This window comes from Streptomyces sp. NPDC058289 (assembly GCF_042880975.1).
GTDB classification, from domain to species: domain Bacteria; phylum Actinomycetota; class Actinomycetes; order Streptomycetales; family Streptomycetaceae; genus Streptomyces; species Streptomyces stoeckheimensis.
This window is the reverse complement of record NZ_JBHVYI010000016.1, coordinates 85873-101999: the sequence shown is the minus strand read 5'-3', so window position 1 is coordinate 101999 and position 16127 is coordinate 85873. Positions and strand designations below refer to the sequence as shown.

Annotated in this window: 19 protein-coding genes; 2 read left to right on the top strand and 17 right to left on the bottom strand. The window is 69.6% G+C overall.

Going from position 1 to position 16127, the window contains the following annotated elements; genetic code table 11:
- Positions 1–2 precede the first annotated feature (2 nt).
- The 17 genes from rpsC to rfbB form a co-directional block, all read right to left on the bottom strand.
- Positions 3–845, bottom strand: a complete 843-nt coding sequence (gene rpsC, locus ACFVX6_RS11230; protein WP_266955875.1) for a 30S ribosomal protein S3 — start codon at positions 843–845, stop codon at positions 3–5.
- Positions 845–1192, bottom strand: a complete 348-nt coding sequence (gene rplV, locus ACFVX6_RS11225; protein WP_007265904.1) for a 50S ribosomal protein L22 — start codon at positions 1190–1192, stop codon at positions 845–847. Before rplV ends, rpsC begins: the two co-directional genes overlap by 1 nt.
- A gap of 43 nt (positions 1193–1235) precedes the next feature.
- Positions 1236–1517, bottom strand: a complete 282-nt coding sequence (gene rpsS, locus ACFVX6_RS11220; RefSeq protein ID WP_023539342.1) for a 30S ribosomal protein S19 — start codon at positions 1515–1517, stop codon at positions 1236–1238.
- A gap of 12 nt (positions 1518–1529) precedes the next feature.
- Positions 1530–2366: a 50S ribosomal protein L2 gene (gene rplB, locus ACFVX6_RS11215; RefSeq protein ID WP_112447748.1), complete on the bottom strand. Its 837-nt coding sequence runs from the start codon at positions 2364–2366 to the stop codon at positions 1530–1532.
- 39 nt (positions 2367–2405) lie between these two features.
- The gene (gene rplW / locus ACFVX6_RS11210; RefSeq protein ID WP_030154694.1) at positions 2406–2729 is read right to left on the bottom strand and encodes a 50S ribosomal protein L23; all 324 of its coding nucleotides are present in this window, start codon (positions 2727–2729) and stop codon (positions 2406–2408) included.
- Positions 2729–3379, bottom strand: a complete 651-nt coding sequence (gene rplD / locus ACFVX6_RS11205; RefSeq protein WP_327254486.1) for a 50S ribosomal protein L4 — start codon at positions 3377–3379, stop codon at positions 2729–2731. Before rplD ends, rplW begins: the two co-directional genes overlap by 1 nt.
- A gap of 4 nt (positions 3380–3383) precedes the next feature.
- Positions 3384–4028, bottom strand: a complete 645-nt coding sequence (rplC, locus tag ACFVX6_RS11200) for a 50S ribosomal protein L3 (protein ID WP_112447750.1) — start codon at positions 4026–4028, stop codon at positions 3384–3386.
- A 14-nt stretch (positions 4029–4042) separates the two neighbouring features.
- The gene (gene rpsJ, locus ACFVX6_RS11195) at positions 4043–4351 is read right to left on the bottom strand and encodes a 30S ribosomal protein S10 (RefSeq protein ID WP_003948644.1); all 309 of its coding nucleotides are present in this window, start codon (positions 4349–4351) and stop codon (positions 4043–4045) included.
- A 466-nt stretch (positions 4352–4817) separates the two neighbouring features.
- Positions 4818–5948, bottom strand: a complete 1131-nt coding sequence (locus ACFVX6_RS11190) for a hypothetical protein (RefSeq protein ID WP_389690110.1) — start codon at positions 5946–5948, stop codon at positions 4818–4820.
- Positions 5949–6010: 62 nt separating this feature from the next.
- Positions 6011–7150, bottom strand: a complete 1140-nt coding sequence (locus tag ACFVX6_RS11185; RefSeq protein ID WP_389690136.1) for an N-acetylmuramoyl-L-alanine amidase — start codon at positions 7148–7150, stop codon at positions 6011–6013.
- Positions 7151–7267: 117 nt separating this feature from the next.
- A complete protein-coding gene (locus tag ACFVX6_RS11180) occupies positions 7268–9082 on the bottom strand; it encodes a hypothetical protein (RefSeq protein ID WP_389690108.1) in 1815 nt (604 codons plus the stop codon).
- 39 nt (positions 9083–9121) lie between these two features.
- Positions 9122–10021, bottom strand: coding sequence for a glycosyltransferase family 2 protein (locus tag ACFVX6_RS11175; RefSeq protein WP_389690106.1), 900 nt, complete (start codon positions 10019–10021; stop codon positions 9122–9124).
- Positions 10022–10030: 9 nt separating this feature from the next.
- Positions 10031–10480, bottom strand: a complete 450-nt coding sequence (locus tag ACFVX6_RS11170; protein WP_389690104.1) for a DUF2304 domain-containing protein — start codon at positions 10478–10480, stop codon at positions 10031–10033.
- Positions 10477–11166 carry a glycosyltransferase family 2 protein gene (locus tag ACFVX6_RS11165; RefSeq protein WP_389690102.1) on the bottom strand — a complete coding sequence of 230 codons (690 nt, stop codon included), beginning with the start codon at positions 11164–11166 and terminating at the stop codon, positions 10477–10479. Before ACFVX6_RS11165 ends, ACFVX6_RS11170 begins: the two co-directional genes overlap by 4 nt.
- Before the next feature lie 68 nt (positions 11167–11234).
- Positions 11235–12566: a lipopolysaccharide biosynthesis protein gene (locus tag ACFVX6_RS11160; protein ID WP_389690100.1), complete on the bottom strand. Its 1332-nt coding sequence runs from the start codon at positions 12564–12566 to the stop codon at positions 11235–11237.
- Complete coding sequence (rfbD, locus tag ACFVX6_RS11155; RefSeq protein WP_389690134.1) at positions 12563–13432, bottom strand: dTDP-4-dehydrorhamnose reductase; 870 nt, start codon at positions 13430–13432, stop codon at positions 12563–12565. Before rfbD ends, ACFVX6_RS11160 begins: the two co-directional genes overlap by 4 nt.
- Positions 13433–13521: 89 nt before the next feature.
- Positions 13522–14499, bottom strand: coding sequence for a dTDP-glucose 4,6-dehydratase (gene rfbB, locus ACFVX6_RS11150; RefSeq protein ID WP_389690098.1), 978 nt, complete (start codon positions 14497–14499; stop codon positions 13522–13524).
- Positions 14500–14603: 104 nt separating this feature from the next.
- Here rfbB and rfbA point away from each other — a divergent pair, with 104 nt between their 5' ends.
- Both rfbA and rfbC read left to right on the top strand, forming a co-directional pair.
- Positions 14604–15479, top strand: coding sequence for a glucose-1-phosphate thymidylyltransferase RfbA (gene rfbA / locus ACFVX6_RS11145; protein WP_389690096.1), 876 nt, complete (start codon positions 14604–14606; stop codon positions 15477–15479).
- Complete coding sequence (gene rfbC, locus ACFVX6_RS11140) at positions 15476–16075, top strand: dTDP-4-dehydrorhamnose 3,5-epimerase (protein WP_266955895.1); 600 nt, start codon at positions 15476–15478, stop codon at positions 16073–16075. Before rfbA ends, rfbC begins: the two co-directional genes overlap by 4 nt.
- Positions 16076–16127: the final 52 nt, after the last annotated feature.

Here is a 16127-nt window from a genome sequence, read left to right as displayed (position 1 = left end):
GGTCAGGCCTCCGTTCCGGTGCTCTCAGCCGGAGCGGCGGCGGGAGCGTCGGCCTTGGGGGCCTCGGCACCAACAGCCTGCTGCGGCTTGCGGCCACCACGGCCGCCGCGCTCGCCACCACGGCCACCACGGCCTGCGGGACGGTCGCCAGCGCCGGCGGCACCACGGGCCGGGCGGTTACCCGCACGGGCCGCAGCGTTCTCGGCGCGAACCTCGGCGATGTTCTTGACGTCGCCCTTGTAGATCCAGACCTTCACACCGATACGACCGAAGGTGGTCTTGGCCTCGAAGAAGCCGTAGTCCACGTTCGCGCGGAGGGTGTGCAGCGGCACACGGCCTTCGCGGTAGAACTCGGAGCGGGACATCTCGGCGCCGCCGAGGCGACCGCCACACTGGATCTTGATGCCCTTGGCGCCGGCCTTCATCGTGCCCTGCATGCTCTTACGCATGGCGCGACGGAAGGAGACGCGGGAGGAGAGCTGCTCGGCAACGGCCTGGGCAACCAGCTGAGCGTCGACCTCGGGGTTCTTGACCTCGAGGATGTTCAGCTGGACCTGCTTGCCCGTGAGCTTCTCGAGGTCACCGCGGATGCGGTCGGCCTCGGCGCCACGGCGACCGATGACGATGCCCGGACGAGCGGTGTGGATGTCCACACGCACGCGGTCACGGGTGCGCTCGATCTCAACCTTCGAGATGCCGGCGCGCTCCATGCCGGACGTCATCATCCTGCGGATGGCGACGTCTTCCTTGACGTAGTCCTTGTACAGCTTGTCGGCGTACCAACGCGACTTGAAGTCGGTGGTGATGCCGAGCCGGAACCCGTGCGGGTTTACCTTCTGGCCCATTACCGGGAACCTTCCTTGCTGCTGACGACCACGGTGATGTGGCTGGTCCGCTTGCGGATCCGGTAGGCACGGCCCTGGGCACGCGGACGGAACCGCTTCAGGGTCGGGCCCTCGTCCACGTACGCCTCGCTGATGACCAGCGTGGAGGCGTCCGGGTGGTTGTAGTTGTGTGCGGCGTTGGCAATGGCGCTGTCGAGCACCTTGCCAACCGGCACGCTCGCGGCCTGCGGGGCGAAACGCAGGACCGCCTGAGCCTCCGTGGCATCCATGCCACGGATAAGGTCCACCACTCGGCGGGCCTTCATGGGCGTGACGCGGATGTACCGCGCCTGGGCCCTGGCTTCCATGGTTGTCCCTTCGGTGTAAGTCATAGTCGTAACCACCCCGCCTTTAGCGGCGCTTCGACTTCCGGTCGTCCTTGACGTGGCCGCGGAAGGTGCGAGTCGGCGAGAACTCGCCGAGCTTGTGGCCGACCATCGACTCGGTGACGAACACCGGGACGTGGATCTTGCCGTTGTGCACCGCGATGGTGTGACCCAGCATGGCCGGGATGATCATCGAGCGACGGGACCAGGTCTTGATGACGTTCTTGGTACCGGCTTCGTTCTGTACGTCCACCTTCTTGATGAGGTGTCCGTCGACGAAGGGTCCCTTCTTGAGACTGCGCGGCATCTAAACCCGCTCCTAGCGCTTCTTGTTCGTCTTGCGGCGGCGGACGATGTACTTGCTCGAAGCCTTCTTCGGCGAGCGAGTACGACCCTCCTTCTGACCCCACGGGGAGACCGGGTGACGACCACCGGAGGTCTTACCCTCACCACCACCGTGCGGGTGGTCGACCGGGTTCATCGCGACACCGCGGACGGAGGGGCGAACGCCCTTCCAGCGCATGCGGCCGGCCTTGCCCCAGTTGATGTTCGACTGCTCGGCGTTGCCGACCTCACCGACGGTCGCGCGGCAGCGCGCGTCGACGAGACGGATTTCACCGGACGGCATACGAAGGTGGGCCATGGTGCCCTCCTTCGCCAGCAGCTGCACGGAGGCACCAGCGGAGCGGGCGAACTTGGCGCCGCCACCGGGACGGAGCTCGATCGCGTGGATCGTGGTACCGACCGGGATGTTGCGGAGCGCCAGGTTGTTACCGGGCTTGATGTCGGCCGTGGGGCCGTTCTCAATCCGGTCGCCCTGCTTCAGGTTCTTCGGCGCAATGATGTAGCGCTTCTCACCGTCGGCGTAGTGCAGGAGCGCGATGCGCGCAGTGCGGTTGGGGTCGTACTCGATGTGCGCGACCTTCGCCGGCACGCCGTCCTTGTCGTGACGACGGAAGTCGATCACACGGTAGGCGCGCTTGTGGCCGCCACCCTGGTGTCGAACCGTGATCCGACCGGTGTTGTTACGGCCGCCCTTGCTGTGCAGGGGGCGGACCAGCGACTTCTCCGGCGTGGACCGCGTGATCTCGACAAAGTCGGCGACGCTGGAGCCACGACGGCCCGGGGTCGTCGGCTTGTACTTGCGGATACCCATTTCTCAGTCCTCGTCCGATTCCGGACGACTAGACCTCCGTTAGGAGGCCTGGCCGCCGAAGATGTCGATTCGGTCGCCCTCAGCGAGGGTCACGATGGCGCGCTTGGTGTCAGCGCGCTTGCCGAAACCGGTCTTGGTGCGCTTGCGCTTACCCTGACGGTTGATCGTGTTGACCCCGGTGACCTTGACCCCGAAGACCGCCTCGACGGCCTGCTTGATCTGGGTCTTGTTGGAGCCGGGCGCGACGATGAACGTGTACTTGTTCTCGTCCAGCAGCGCGTAGCTCTTCTCCGAGACAACCGGCTTGATCAGCAGGTCGCGCGGGTCAGTGAAGGTCTTGCTGGTAACGGTCGCCTCAGACATCAGGCGTCGCTCCCTTCGGTCTCATCGGCCTTGGGGCCAGACACGAAGGACTCGAAAGCGGCCTGAGTGAAGACCACGTCGTCAGAGACGATCACGTCGTACGTGTTCAGCTGGCCCGGCTCCAGGATGTGCACCTGGGGCAGGTTGCGGGCGGACAGCCACGCAGCCTCGTCGGCGCGCTCGACGACCAGGAGCACGTTCTTGCGCTCCGAGATCTTGCCGAACAGCGTCTTGGCGGCCTTCGTGGAGGCGGCACCCTCGACCACGCCGGTGACGACGTGGATGCGGGAGTGACGCGCACGGTCCGAGAGGGCACCGCGGAGGGCGGCGGCCTTCATCTTCTTCGGGGTCCGCTGCGAGTAGTCACGCGGCTGCGGGCCGTGGACGACGCCACCGCCGACGAACTGCGGAGCGCGGGTGGAACCCTGGCGAGCGCGGCCGGTGCCCTTCTGGCGGTACGGCTTGCGGCCACCACCACGGACTTCGCCACGACGCTTGGTCTTGTGCGTGCCCTGACGGGCAGCAGCCAGCTGAGCGACAACGACCTGGTGGATCAGCGGAACGCTGGTCTTCGCGTCGAAGATCTCCGCGGGGAGCTCGACGGTACCGGCCTTGTCGCCTGCCGGCGAAAGGATGTCAATGGTGCTCATTACCTCAAGCCCCCTTGGCCGCGGTACGGACCAGGACGAGGCCGCCGTTCGGACCGGGGACCGCGCCCTTGATGAGGAGCAGACCCTTCTCCGCGTCAACCGCGTGGATGGTCAGGTTCTGGGTGGTGACGCGCTCGTTGCCCATACGACCGGCCATGCGCATGCCCTTGAAGACACGCCCAGGGGTGGCGCAGCCACCGATCGAACCGGGGGAGCGGTGCTTGCGCTGGACGCCGTGCCCGGCGCCGAGGCCCTTGAAGTTGTGACGCTTCATGACACCGGCGAAGCCCTTGCCCTTGCTGTTGCCCGTGACGTCAACCTTGACGCCGGACTCGAACACGGCAGCCGTGATCTCCTGGCCGAGCGTGTACTCGCTGGCGTCGGAGGTACGGAGCTCCACCAGGTGGCGGCGGGGGGTGACGTCGGCCTTGGCGAAGTGACCCTTGAGGGGCTTGTTCACCTTGCGCGGGTCGATCTCGCCGAAGGCGATCTGGACCGACTCGTAGCCATCGATCTCGTTCTTACGGACCTGGGTAACAACGCAGGGCCCGGCCTTGACCACGGTCACCGGGACGACACGGTTGTTCTCGTCCCAGACCTGGGTCATGCCGAGCTTCTCGCCCAGGACGCCCTTGATCTGCTTTGCCATCTTCTCCGTGCCTCTCAGAGCTTGATCTCGATGTCAACGCCGGCCGGAAGGTCCAGGCGCATCAGCGAGTCAACGGTCTTGGGCGTCGGGTCGAGGATGTCGATCAGGCGCTTGTGAGTGCGCATCTCGAAGTGCTCGCGCGAGTCCTTGTACTTGTGCGGCGACTTGATGACGCAGTACACGTTCTTCTCAGTGGGCAGCGGCACCGGGCCCGCGACCGACGCACCAGTGCGCGTCACCGTCTCGACGATCTTCTTCGCCGACGAATCGATGACCTCGTGGTCGTAGGCCTTGAGCCGGATGCGGATCTTCTGTCCCGCCATGGCTACTCCGTAGTCCTGTCTGTTGTGGAAACGCTCTGGTTCTCGGCCGGCTGCGGATCGCTCCGCTGCTCTCCTCCGACCCACGCGGTCGGGCGTGTCGCGCTCCCTCTACAGAAAATTCCCATACGGAAATTCCCTCGTCCAAGGGGGCGCGGTCCCAAGACCGCAGATCGGGGGCAAACACCCACCGAGTACCTGGCAGGCACCGTGCTGACGCTTCCCAGAAGATTCCCGTACGTCCGCCCCATTGCTGCCCCGAGAGGCAGGTAAGGCGACGAGTACTGTGGGACTCGCTTCCGGTCCTCCCGGCGGGAGGCGCGCAGCATCGGCACACGGCCGAGCAACTTGAGTAGTCTGCCATACGAGACACGTATGGCGCCAATCGGGCGGAAGAGAATACCCCGCCACGCTGAGTGGTCAAACTGCACCACGCGGCGGGGGTCCCGGTCCCTTGTCCGGCGCCTTCTCAGGAGCGCGAAATCGCGCCGCATCCCGTCTGTGGTCCGGCTTCCGGGCTCGTGCTGCGGTCGTACGGGTCCATCGGGGTGCCGGAGGGCGTGGGCCCGGTGGGAGCGTCCTCGTCGAAGACGGGGTGCAGGAATCCGTCGTGGACGTCACACGCGCTGTTGGCCAGTTCCACGTCGACCTTGTCGAGCCAGAGCTTGCCTTCGGTGGACTGCCACTTGCGCGGGTCGGCCACGGAGAAGGTGATCACGCGTCGCACGATGGTGCGCTTGACCTCGTCCGCGCCGGGCGCCGCCTTCACGAACGGGTACACGAACGTGTAGTCGACCAGCACGCTGGCCCTACCCGGCCCCTGGCCGGGCTCCACCCACATCCGGCCGCGGACCTTGACCACGTCGCCCACGGGCTTCAGTTCGGCCGGCTCGGCCCGGGTGACGAGTTCCAGCGGGTCGTTCTCCGCGCTCGGGGCGGCCAGGGACTGCTCCAGGTTGCTCGGGCCCTGCTTCAGCTTGGGATCGAGCAGGTCCAGCACCACCGCGGGGCGCTCACCGCGCAGGGTCGCCGGGTCCAGGTTGGCCGCGACCAGGAACTGCTTGGCCTTCGCCAGCGCGTCGGCGACCTTCTCCTTGCTCATGCCGCCGACGGCTTGGGCCTCCGGGACCTCGATGCCGGCGGCCCCGTCGGCCCACTGGAGGGCCGGGGAGCCCCGGAAGGGGTCGGAGAGGGTCGGCCGGTCCGGGTCCACCGAGGTGGGCGGGGCGGTCGGGCGGGCCGTCTCGGCCGGCAGCGGCTGCCCGGCCTTCGCGTCCTGCGATGCCTCGCCGGTGAGCTTGTCGATGACCAGCTCCGGCCGTACGGCGATCAGCGCGAGCGCGCCGACGAAGGCGATGGCCAGGGCCGCCTTGAGCCGGCGCCCGCCCCTCCCCCGCTCCCGCCGGGTGACACCGGCCCGCCAGGCGGGCGGCCCGGCGGACCCGCGCCGGGCGTCCTCCTCGCGCAGCCGCGCGGCCACCATGCGCGCCCGCGCGGACGGCTCCTTGGGGGCTTCCCCCGCGCCCGCCTCGGCCTGTGCCAGGAACTGCGCCCACTCCTCGTCGGAGACGGCCGGTATGCCCTCGTCGTTCTTCCCCATGTCCCCCACCCCCGCCTGCGGAACCCCGTGTCACTCGGCGAAGCAGCCGGTGATGTCCGCGATCAGATCGACCGTACCGTCGTTGTCGTAGAAGCTGATCTTCCCGGGAGCGTCACCACACCCTGCGCGCCCACCTTCGCCTTCGGTACGCCGAGGCCCGCGCGCGTGTCCATCAGCCGCTTCGGGGGGACCGGAACGAACGTGGCGGCCGCGCCCGGCTCGGGGACCGTGCCGTTCACCTTGGCGATCTTCAGCCGCTGCGCCGTCTGGTGGTCGCCGAGGACGGCGATGCCCATCGACTCGGCGTTCCAGCCGAGGGTGTGTGCGCCCTGGACGGGCTGGTCGATGCCGCCCTTGCGGCCCTCGAAGATCGTGCCGCACTTGTCGATCAGGAAGTTGTAGCCGAGGTCGCGCCACAGCTCGACCTTCACGTGGTACTCGTGGATGCCCCGCACGATGGCCGCGGACTGCGAGCAGTCGTACGGTTGCGCGCTCGCGGTGTGGTGGACGAAGGCGGCCTTGACGCTGCCGCCGGGGAGGTAGCCGGGGGCCTCGTCGTTCAGGCTCTCGTCGGCCTGCCACTCCACCCGGGTGACCACAGGGGGCTGCGGTGCGGTGGAATTCGGTCCGGGCGGCAGCGCCTCCGTGGCGAGGGCGGCCGGTTGGGCGGGCGGCTCGCCCTTCTTCGTGGCGGCGCCGGCGGTGCCGGGGTCCACCAGGTTCAGGGTCAGGCCCGCCGGCAGGGCCGCGCCGCCCTTCACGCGCACCTCGGCAGCGTTCGACGGGCCGACCCACACCGGCTCGGTGGCGCCGGGTGCGCCGAGGCGCTTGCCGTCGAGCCCGGGCTGCACCGGGTCCAGGGTGATCCACCGGGACCACTTCCCGGTCTCCGAGCTGCGGGAACGGGCCTCGATGGCGCCGTTCACCCTGGCCTCGGGGTCCGTCCAGGACACCCCGAGGAGGCCGAAGAGGTCCGTGTCCTGCTGGGCGAGCACGGCCTCGCCGGAGCCCTCGGGCTTCAGGGCGAGCCGGTCGACCTCGGTCTTCGCCTTGCCGGGTTGACCGGCCGCGGCGCCGTAGGCCTTCGCCTTGCCCCGCGCCTCCCCCGGCGCCTTCGTCTCGGAAGCGCCCGGGCCGGATCCGCCCGCCACCCCCTGGAACCCGAGCACCGCCGCCACACCGAATGCGGCGGCCGGCGCCATACCGCGCACACGACCCAGTCTCAACTTGTCCCCGACCCCTGTACCGAGCACCTCAGGCGTCCCACCCGAACGCCCGGATGCTACTGGCCGACGGGCGGGACGAGGCGAGCGGCGGCCTCAGCGGTGGCGCCAGAGCACCCATTCGTGCACCGTGTTCACCTTGGCCACGTACCAGCCCCGGGGGGCATCCGGCCAGGAGTCCTCCGGCTTGGCGTCCTTCGCGGTCAGCCGCAGTACGGCCGCGTCCGCCGCGGCCGGCGGCTGGTCGCCGTGCTCCAGCTTCCTCGTCCAGACCCGGCCGTCGTACACCTCGTACGCCTGGGCCATCCGCAGGCCCCAGTCGACGTCCTCGTCCATCACCAGGTTCTCCCCCGGCTTGAGTTCCGCGGACTGGGTGAAGCCGGTGGCCAGGTACTTGCGGATCTTCCGGTGCGGCTCGGCCACGTTCGAGGTGACCGTGGTCGTCGCGTACGTGGCGAACAGGGCCAGCGACACCGCCACGGCCCACACCACCCGGCGTCCGCCGGCCAGCCGGAACATCACGCAGGCGGCGAGCACCAGCAGGGCGCCTGCGATGGTCCGCCACATGTGCAGCTTCGTCCACTCCGAGGCCAGGAACAGCGCGTCCGGCATGGCCCACGGGATGATCCAGCGCGCGTAGAGGCCCTTGCCGACCACCACGATCACGAACTCGGCGGTGACCGCGGTGAACACCACCGCGCTCAGCACCAGCCGCAGCAGGGCTCCGGTCCGTGCGCGCCACAGCGCGGCGACGCCGACCACGAAGAACGCCGGCACGAGCACGGCCAGGTACCGGGCGTAGACCCAGTTGTCGATGCGCTTGTCCCCGGGCAGTCCGGCCGCCGCCGCGAGCGCGATCCCGCACAGCAGCGCGACCATCGCGAAGGAGACCACCCGCGAGGCCCGGGTGAAGCGGGGGCTGAACACCGCGAACACGCACAGGGCGAGGGCGATCGCGCCGAAGCCCCAGGAGGAGACCGAGAAGTACCAGAGCTGCCCGATCGTGCGGGTCACCGTGCGGCGCAGCAGCTCGGGCTCCACGAGGTTGTCCATCACCTGCGTGCCCACCGAGCTCGGCGGGGTGTCCTTGAACTGCGCCTCCAGCCAGGTGGCGAGGAGTTTGGCGCCCAGGACGGAGACGGCGAGGCCGCCCCAGGCGGCGAGCGTGGAGCGCAGCGGCGCCCACTTGAAGACCAGGGCGCCCAGGAACACGGCCGCCGTGATGGCCACGACCACGCCGCCGCGGTCGTGCACCGCCATGGAGTAGCCGGCCAGCAGCCCGGCCCCCGCTCCGTACCAGGTGCGGCGGCGCGGCTCGCCCTCGCTGAGCCAGCCGTGCAGGGTGATCAGCCAGCCGAGGAGGACCACCGGGAGCACGGTGTCGGACATCGCGAACTCGGAGTAGAAGACCACGGGCGGCATCAGCGCGGCCGCCGTGGCGATCAGGAACGAGAGCCCCCTGGGCAGGTCGAGCCTGCGCAGGGCCACGTAGGCCAGGGGGAAGACCAGCGCGTTGAGCAGCGTGTTGATGCCCATGACCAGCTGGTACGCGGTGACCGGGTCGTCCGCGATCCGCAGGGCCGGGGAGAGCAGCAGCGGGTAGCCGCCGGGGATGACCGAGCCGACCGGCATCTCGGTCGTCGGCCGCCCCGCGAGCACCCTGGCGAGGACGAGGTACGAGGGCTCGTCCGCGTGGACCGAGGGGTAGCTGTTGCCCCACACCAGGGAGAGCCGGAACAGCACCTGCGTCAGGTACCCGGTGACCAGCGCCGCGGGCCAGAACCACCGCCGGCGCAGAGCGGAGTCCCGCAGGGCGAGCAGCCGCTCGGTCCCGGCGGGCTTGCCGCTCCGTTCAGGGGCGGACGCGTCCCTCGCTCCGGCCGCGTCGATCGTTTCGGTTCCCGACTGCACCCCGGGCACTTCCTGTTCTGGTTGGACTGCGGGGCAGGCTCAGCTCTGCCCGGAGGTGAAAGCGTGCCGGGCCAGGTTCTTGGCACCCTCGCGGTTCCCGCGGCGCAGCGCGCCGGGGAGCATCGTGATCGCGTGGAAGCGGGAGGCACTGTGGATGCGGGCGGCGCGGGCGGCCTTGGGCCAGCCGCGGGCCTCCATCCGGTCGGCGACCGCCTCGAAGTAACGCGCCTGCTCGGTGAAGCGGGTGCCGGTGAAGGCCTGCACCGAGGACTCGCTGACGGCGTGCCGGCGGTACTGGAAGACGGTGGCCGAGGCGTCGATCACCATGGCCTCGCCGAGTTCGAGCAGGTCGACCACGAGCGCGAGGTCCTGGACCACCGAGTACTCGGACTGGAAGTTCACCTTGCGCAGGGCCTCACCGCGCCAGGCGATGGACGGGAAGTACAGCCAGTTCCCGCGCAGCACGCTGACGGCCAGCTCCTCGCCCGCCATGGTGCGGTTGCCCTTCACCTGCGGGGCGTAGAGCCTGCGCTTGACGTTGTCGGCGAGACCGGCGGTGACCCGGCCCTCGCCGTCGATGACCTCGACGCCGGGCTGGATCATGCCGATGCCGGGCTGGGCCTCGGCCAGGCCCCGTACGGTCTTCAGGTAGTTCGGGTGGAGCACGTCGTCACAGCCCATGATGACGACGTAGTCGGCCTCGGAGAGGTGCACGCACTTCTTGAAGTTCTCGTTGATGCCGAGGTTCTGCTCGTTGCGGGTGTAGTGGACCCGCTCGTCGCCGAGCTCCGCGAACCAGCCGGGTACGTCCGGCTCCTTGCCGTCGTCGATCACGACGAGCCGGAAGTCCGGGTCCGTCTGCGCCAGGATGCTGCGGACCGCGTCCTGCATCAGCTGGACGTCCCCGTAGTAGGGGAGCATGAAGTCGAAGGTCACCACGGTGATTCCTCAGGCCTTGACGGAGTCTGCGGGTTCGGTGGCCGGCGCCTCGGGCTCGGCCGGGGTGGCGGGCTCGACCGGGGCGGGCTGACGGACGGCGTCCGGGCCGAGGCGCTCGTCGTTGTGGCGCGCGCCCTCGCTGAGCGCCACCGTCCGGGCCAGGTCGGTGATCTTCTTCTCGAGCGAGCGGAAGCGCAGGAAGGTGTTGAGCGTGAGGAAGCCCATGGCCAGGACCATCACGTACAGCACCAGGTCGGTGCCGCGGCCGACGCCGAGCTGGTGGGCCAGCCAGGTCACGTCGGTGGGCCGCAGGACGGCGTACACGTTGACGAGGACGAACACCGAGAAGGCGATGCGCTTCCAGGCACGGGTCTTCGCCTGGTCCCAGTTGCGTATGAACATGAGGGCCAGCGACACGGAGCCCAGGATGAGCACCAGCTGGATCCAGAAGTACTTCATCGGCGGCCACGCTCCCGCAGGGTGATGTCGAAGAGGATGTTGACGCCGTTGATCAGGGACTGACCCTTGGCGCGCGAGTACTCGGTGTAGAGGATGTCCACGGGGACCTCGACGACGCGCAGTCCGGAGCCGGCCAGGTAGCCGACGATCTCGGAGGCGTGGGCCATGCCGTTGTGCGTGATCTGCACCTGCTCCGCAGCCGCGCGGCCCAGGACGCGCAGGCCGTTGTGCGCGTCGGTGAGGTTGAGCTTGCGGGCGGTCGGGCTGACGGCCGCGGCGGTGCGCAGCACGACCCGCTTGATCCACGGCACCTGGCCGTTCTGCTCGATGAAGCGTGAGCCGAGCACCACGTCGGCCTCGTCGGAGCGCAGGACGGCGACCATCTTCTCGACGTCGTGGGTCTGGTGCTGGCCGTCCGCGTCGAACGTGGCGAAGTAGCGGGATCCCGGCTGGGAGAGGGCGTACTTCAGGCCGGTCTGCAGGGCTGCGCCCTGGCCGAGGTTGACCGGGTGCTGCACCAGGTGGGCACCGGTGGAGGCGATGTGCTTCGCGGAGTCGTCCGAGCTGCCGTCGTCGACGACGACTATGTTCGGAAAGGTCTTGCGCGCTCCCTCGACGACATCGGCGATCACCTGGCCCTCGTTATAGGCCGGTATGACCAGCCAGACATCGTCGTATTGGGACACGGTAGCTCCAGCGGAATGTGGCACATACGAGTGCTCGGGGATCTGAGGGACTTCGGAGGCGGCCACGGTCACTTCCCGGCTGCGCCGGCGCCCAGCGGGCTCGCGACGTCCGTCCGCCCGTGAGCGTCGCCGGCTCCCGGAACGGCTTCCGGGAACTTCAGTCTCAGCGCTGTCAGCATAGCGACGACGGTGGCGACGGAGCCGAGAGCATAGGCCAGGATCACACGCAGAGCCACGTCACCGGGGGCGAAGGTGACGCCGACCAGTACGGCGGTTCCGACGGCCCAGCAGAGCAGCTGCAGGTTGTGTCGCTTGAATACCATCAGCGCCTGACCGAGCACCATCGCGAACATGTACGCCACGGTCCCCGCGGACAACAGGAAGAAGTCGAAGCAGCCCAGGGCCGGCTTTGCGCCGAAGAGCACGCCGATCAGCCAGGGTCCGAGCACCGTGGCGGGGATGCCGCCGAGCAGGCCGAGTGCCCCGACGACCATGCCGATCCGGCGCAGCATCGCCGAGAAGGCGGCCCGGTCGCCGGCCTGGAACGCGGCGCTGAGCCCGTTGAGCAGGGAGGCCTGGAGCGAGCCGAAGACGAAGAGCGGTACCCGGGCCAGGACCAGGGCGTTCAGCAGGGCCGCGATCAGCACGCTGTCCGTGGGCGCGAGCAGCTTGGTGCTCATCACGGAGGCGTTGACCACGACCTGGGACAGCAGGGTCGAGCAGATGAGCAGGCCCAGCCCGGAGGTCAGCTCGCGCCAGGCGATCTCCTCGCCGGGTTCGACGACGCGCAGCAGTGCGGGCAGCGTGACCAGGGCGGCGATGACCGGCGCCAGCGCCAGTACGAGGCTGAAGGCGAGCGCGGAGTCCGGTACGACCACGGCGCAGCCGAAGGCGAGCACGATCCGCAGCCCGCCGTCGATGGCGAGCTGGGTGCCGTACGCGCCGAACCGGCCGAGGCCGGCCAGTACCCCGCGGGTGAGGTAGCAGACGGCCATGCCGGTGAAGGCACCGCCGAGGGCCGCCACCAGGGCCCGGTCCCCGTGGAAGAGCAGGTCCGCGATGGGGCCGGCGGCGGCGGTGAGCACGAGCAGGGTCGCGCCGAGGATCGCCGCGGTGAGCAGGGTGGCCCGGCGCAGGACGGGGGCCGCTCCGTGCCCGTCGACCGCGCGGGCGGCGACGATCCGGGTGAGCTCCTGCTCGATGGGGAAGAAGATGCCGAGCCCGATCGCCATCACGATCGTCCACAGCACCGAGACGTTCGCCATGGCTTCCGTGGACAGGCTGTGGCCGGCCACGCCGAGGTGGACGTACGAGGCCGCCCCGAGCACGACGGTGCCGCCGGCCACCGCAACGGTGCCCGGCGGCAGGGCCGCGCTGATCTTGCTCAGCAGGCTCTTCATCCCGAGCTGCCGTTCCTGTCCGCGCCCTCGGGCGCTGCGAAGGCGGGCAGTGCCAGGGCCGCTGCCAGCTGCTCGCGCCAGTCGGCGAGCGGGGGCAGGCCGGCCTCGGCCCAGCGGTCGTGCGCGAGCACGCTGAACGCCGGCCGGACGGCGGGGCGTACGAACGCGGAGGAGTCGGTGGGCCGGATCCGCTCGGGGTCCAGGCCGCTCAGCCGGTAGGTCTCGCGGGCCAACCCGAACCAGGTGGTCCGGCCGCTCGCGGTGCCGTGGTAGACCCCGCCGGGGGCGCGGCCCGCCAGGGCGGCCTGCCCGAGCTCGACGAGGCGGCCGGCCAGCGCGTAGGACCAAGTGGGCTGGCCGTGCTGGTCGTCGACCACGTCGAGGGTGTCCCGCTGGGCGGCGAGCTTGAGCATGGTGGCGACGAAGTTCGGGCCGTGCTCGCCGTACAGCCAGGCGGTGCGGACCACGTAGCCGTGCTGCGGCAGCAGTTCGGCCACGGCCTGCTCGCCGACCAGCTTGGAGCGGCCGTACGCGTTGACCGGGCCGGTCGCGGAGTCCTCGGCGTACGGCTGCTCGGCGTCGCCGGGCAGCACGTAGTCGGTGGAGACGTGCAGGAGGCGGGCTCCGGCCGCGGCGCAGGCCTCGGCCAGGACGCGTACGCCGGTGCCGTTGACGGCGGTGGCGGCCTCTTCGGCGCTCTCCGCACCGTCGACGTCGGTCCAGGCGGCACAGTTCACGACCACGGCGGCGCCCTCGACGGCGGCCCGGACGGCGGCCGGGTCGGTGATGTCGAGGTCGGTGCGGCGCAGGCCCGTCGCCGCGATGCCGGCGTCCTTGAGGACGGCCAGGACGTCCTGGCCGAGCATGCCGGCGGCGCCGGTGACGAGCCAGCGGGCGCCCGCGGTACCGGCTGCGCCCTCGGCGCTGTTGGTGCTCTTGCTCACGTCCGCGGCGGTCACTTCTGCAGCGCTGCCTTGGCCTTCAGGGGCTCCCACCAGGCGCGGTTCTCGCGGTACCAGGCGATGGTCGACGCGATGCCTTCCTCGAAGGTGACCTGCGGGGCGTAGCCGAGCTCCGAGCCGATCTTGCTGATGTCGATGGAGTAGCGCAGGTCGTGGCCCTTGCGGTCCTCGACGCGCTCGACCATCTCCCAGCCCAGGCCCGCGGCCTCCAGCAGGACGCCGGTGAGCTCCTTGTTGGTGAGCTCGACGCCGCCGCCGATGTTGTAGACCTCGCCGCCGCGACCCTTGCGCATGGCCAGGTCGATGCCGCGGCAGTGGTCGGAGACGTGCAGCCAGTCGCGCACGTTGCCGCCGTTGCCGTACAGCGGGACCTTCTTGCCGTCCATCAGGTTGGAGACGAACAGCGGGATGACCTTCTCCGGGAACTGGTAGTGCCCGTAGTTGTTGGAGCAGCGCGTGACCACGACGTCCATGCCGTGCGTGCGGGCGTAGGCCAGCGCGAGCAGGTCGGAGGAGGCCTTCGAGGCGGAGTACGGGGAGTTGGGCACCAGCGGCCACTCCTCGGTCCAGGAGCCCTCGCTGATCGAGCCGTAGACCTCGTCGGTGGAGATGTGGACGAAGCGGCCGACGCCGTGCTTGCGGGCGGCGTCCAGGAGGACCTGGGTGCCCACCACGTTGGTCATCACGAAGGGGCCCGCGCCGGCGATCGAGCGGTCCACGTGGGACTCGGCTGCGAAGTGCACGACGACGTCGTGGCCGGGCATCGCCTGGTCGACGGCCTCGGCGTCGCAGATGTCACCCTTGACGAACGAGTAGCCGGCATGACCGGCGACCGGGGCGAGGTTGGCTTCGACGCCGGAATACGTCAGCTTGTCGAAGACGGTGATCTGGGCCGTGGGGTCCGAACCGAGCTGCTGGCGGACGAATTCTGAACCGATGAAGCCGGCGCCGCCGGTCACAAGGATGCGCATAATACAAACAGTCTAGCCGCTCGCCTACTCCCCCACGGCCGCCCGCCCGCTCCCGCCCGGGCCCGGACGGCGCGCCTCCGCCGGTCTCGCATAGGGTTGTGCCTATGCGTGGAATTCTCTTGGCCGGCGGCACCGGATCCCGACTCTGGCCGCTGACGCGGGCAGTGTCGAAGCAGCTGCTGCCCGTCTTCGACAAGCCGATGATCTACTACCCGCTCTCGACGCTGGTCATGGCCGGGATCAGCGAGATCCTCGTCATCACCACCCCGGAAGACCGCGACCAGTTCGAGCGCCTGCTCGGCGACGGTTCGCAGTTCGGCATCCGGCTGGAGTACGCCGTCCAGGAGCGCCCCGAGGGCATCGCCCAGGCCTTCGTGCTCGGCGCCGACTTCATCGGCGACGACTCCGTCGCCCTGATCCTCGGCGACAACATCTTCCACGGCAGTGGCCTCGGCACCCGCCTCGCGCAGCACACCGACTCCAAGGGCGGCCGGGTCTTCGCGTACCCGGTGGCGGACCCGACGGCGTACGGCGTGGTCGAGTTCGACGAGAACGGCCAGGCCATCTCCATCGAGGAGAAGCCGACCCAGCCCAAGTCCCGGTACGCCGTGCCCGGCCTGTACTTCTACGACAACCGGGTCGTGGAGATCGCCCGCGGCCTGAAGCCCAGCGCCCGCGGCGAACTGGAGATCACCGCCGTCAACGACGCGTACCTCCAGGCCGGTGAGCTGAATGTCACCATCCTCGACCGCGGTACCGCCTGGCTGGACACCGGCACCTTCGTATCGATGGTGCAGGCCTCGGAGTTCGTGCGCGTGATCGAGGAGCGCCAGGGCTTCAAGATCGGCTGCATCGAGGAGGCCGCCTGGCGGGCGGGCCTGATCGACTCCGCGCAGCTGCGCGCGCTGGCCGAACCGCTGATCAAGAGCGGCTACGGCGACTACCTGATCGGTCTGCTCGAAGAGGAGGCCGCACGATGAAGTTCCGCGAACTCTCCATCGAGGGCGTTTTCGAGATAACGCCCCAGCAGCACGGTGACCCGCGCGGCATGTTCATGGAGTGGTACCGCTTCGACCACCTCGCCGAGGTCGTCGGGCACCCGCTGAACCTGGCGCAGGCCAACCTCTCGGTCTCACAGCGCGGTGTCGTCCGCGGCATCCACTTCGCCGACGTCCCGCGCGGCCAGGCCAAGTACGTCACCTGCGTGCGCGGCGCCGTGCTGGACATCATCGTGGACATCCGGGTCGGCTCCCCGACCTTCGGCCGCTGGGAGGGCGTCCGGCTGGACGACGTGGACCGCCGCGCCGTCTACCTGCCCGAGGGCATGGGCCACGGCTTCTGCGCGCTCACCGATGACGCCACCCTGTCCTACCTCTGCTCGGAGACGTACAACCCGACGGGCGAGCACTCGGTCCACCCGCTCGACCCCGACCTGGGCATCGACTGGCCGGCCGACGTCCCGCTGCTGTCCGCCCGCGACGACGCGGCGCCTTCGCTGGCCGACGCCGCCGCGTCCGGCCTGCTGCCGGACTACGCCGCCTGCATGGAGTTCACGGAGTCCCTGCGGGTGAAGTAACCACCGCGCACGGAGCGACGTAGGCGAAGAGGGCCGTACCCCCCGGGGTGCG

Bases quoted from the DNA above. Each gene is read 5' to 3' on its own strand.
- rpsC (WP_266955875.1), bottom strand. From the start codon at position 845: ATGGGCCAGAAGGTAAACCCGCACGGGTTCCGGCTCGGCATCACCACC.
- rplV (WP_007265904.1), bottom strand. From the start codon at position 1,192: ATGGAAGCCAGGGCCCAGGCGCGGTACATCCGCGTCACGCCCATGAAG.
- rpsS (WP_023539342.1), bottom strand. From the start codon at position 1,517: ATGCCGCGCAGTCTCAAGAAGGGACCCTTCGTCGACGGACACCTCATC.
- rplB (WP_112447748.1), bottom strand. From the start codon at position 2,366: ATGGGTATCCGCAAGTACAAGCCGACGACCCCGGGCCGTCGTGGCTCC.
- rplW (WP_030154694.1), bottom strand. From the start codon at position 2,729: ATGTCTGAGGCGACCGTTACCAGCAAGACCTTCACTGACCCGCGCGAC.
- rplD (WP_327254486.1), bottom strand. From the start codon at position 3,379: ATGAGCACCATTGACATCCTTTCGCCGGCAGGCGACAAGGCCGGTACC.
- rplC (WP_112447750.1), bottom strand. From the start codon at position 4,028: ATGGCAAAGCAGATCAAGGGCGTCCTGGGCGAGAAGCTCGGCATGACC.
- rpsJ (WP_003948644.1), bottom strand. From the start codon at position 4,351: ATGGCGGGACAGAAGATCCGCATCCGGCTCAAGGCCTACGACCACGAG.
- ACFVX6_RS11190 (WP_389690110.1), bottom strand. From the start codon at position 5,948: ATGGGGAAGAACGACGAGGGCATACCGGCCGTCTCCGACGAGGAGTGG.
- ACFVX6_RS11185 (WP_389690136.1), bottom strand. From the start codon at position 7,150: ATGGCGCCGGCCGCCGCATTCGGTGTGGCGGCGGTGCTCGGGTTCCAG.
- ACFVX6_RS11170 (WP_389690104.1), bottom strand. From the start codon at position 10,480: ATGAAGTACTTCTGGATCCAGCTGGTGCTCATCCTGGGCTCCGTGTCG.
- ACFVX6_RS11160 (WP_389690100.1), bottom strand. From the start codon at position 12,566: ATGAAGAGCCTGCTGAGCAAGATCAGCGCGGCCCTGCCGCCGGGCACC.
- rfbD (WP_389690134.1), bottom strand. From the start codon at position 13,432: ATGCTCGGCCAGGACGTCCTGGCCGTCCTCAAGGACGCCGGCATCGCG.
- rfbB (WP_389690098.1), bottom strand. From the start codon at position 14,499: ATGCGCATCCTTGTGACCGGCGGCGCCGGCTTCATCGGTTCAGAATTC.
- rfbA (WP_389690096.1), top strand. From the start codon at position 14,604: ATGCGTGGAATTCTCTTGGCCGGCGGCACCGGATCCCGACTCTGGCCG.
- rfbC (WP_266955895.1), top strand. From the start codon at position 15,476: ATGAAGTTCCGCGAACTCTCCATCGAGGGCGTTTTCGAGATAACGCCC.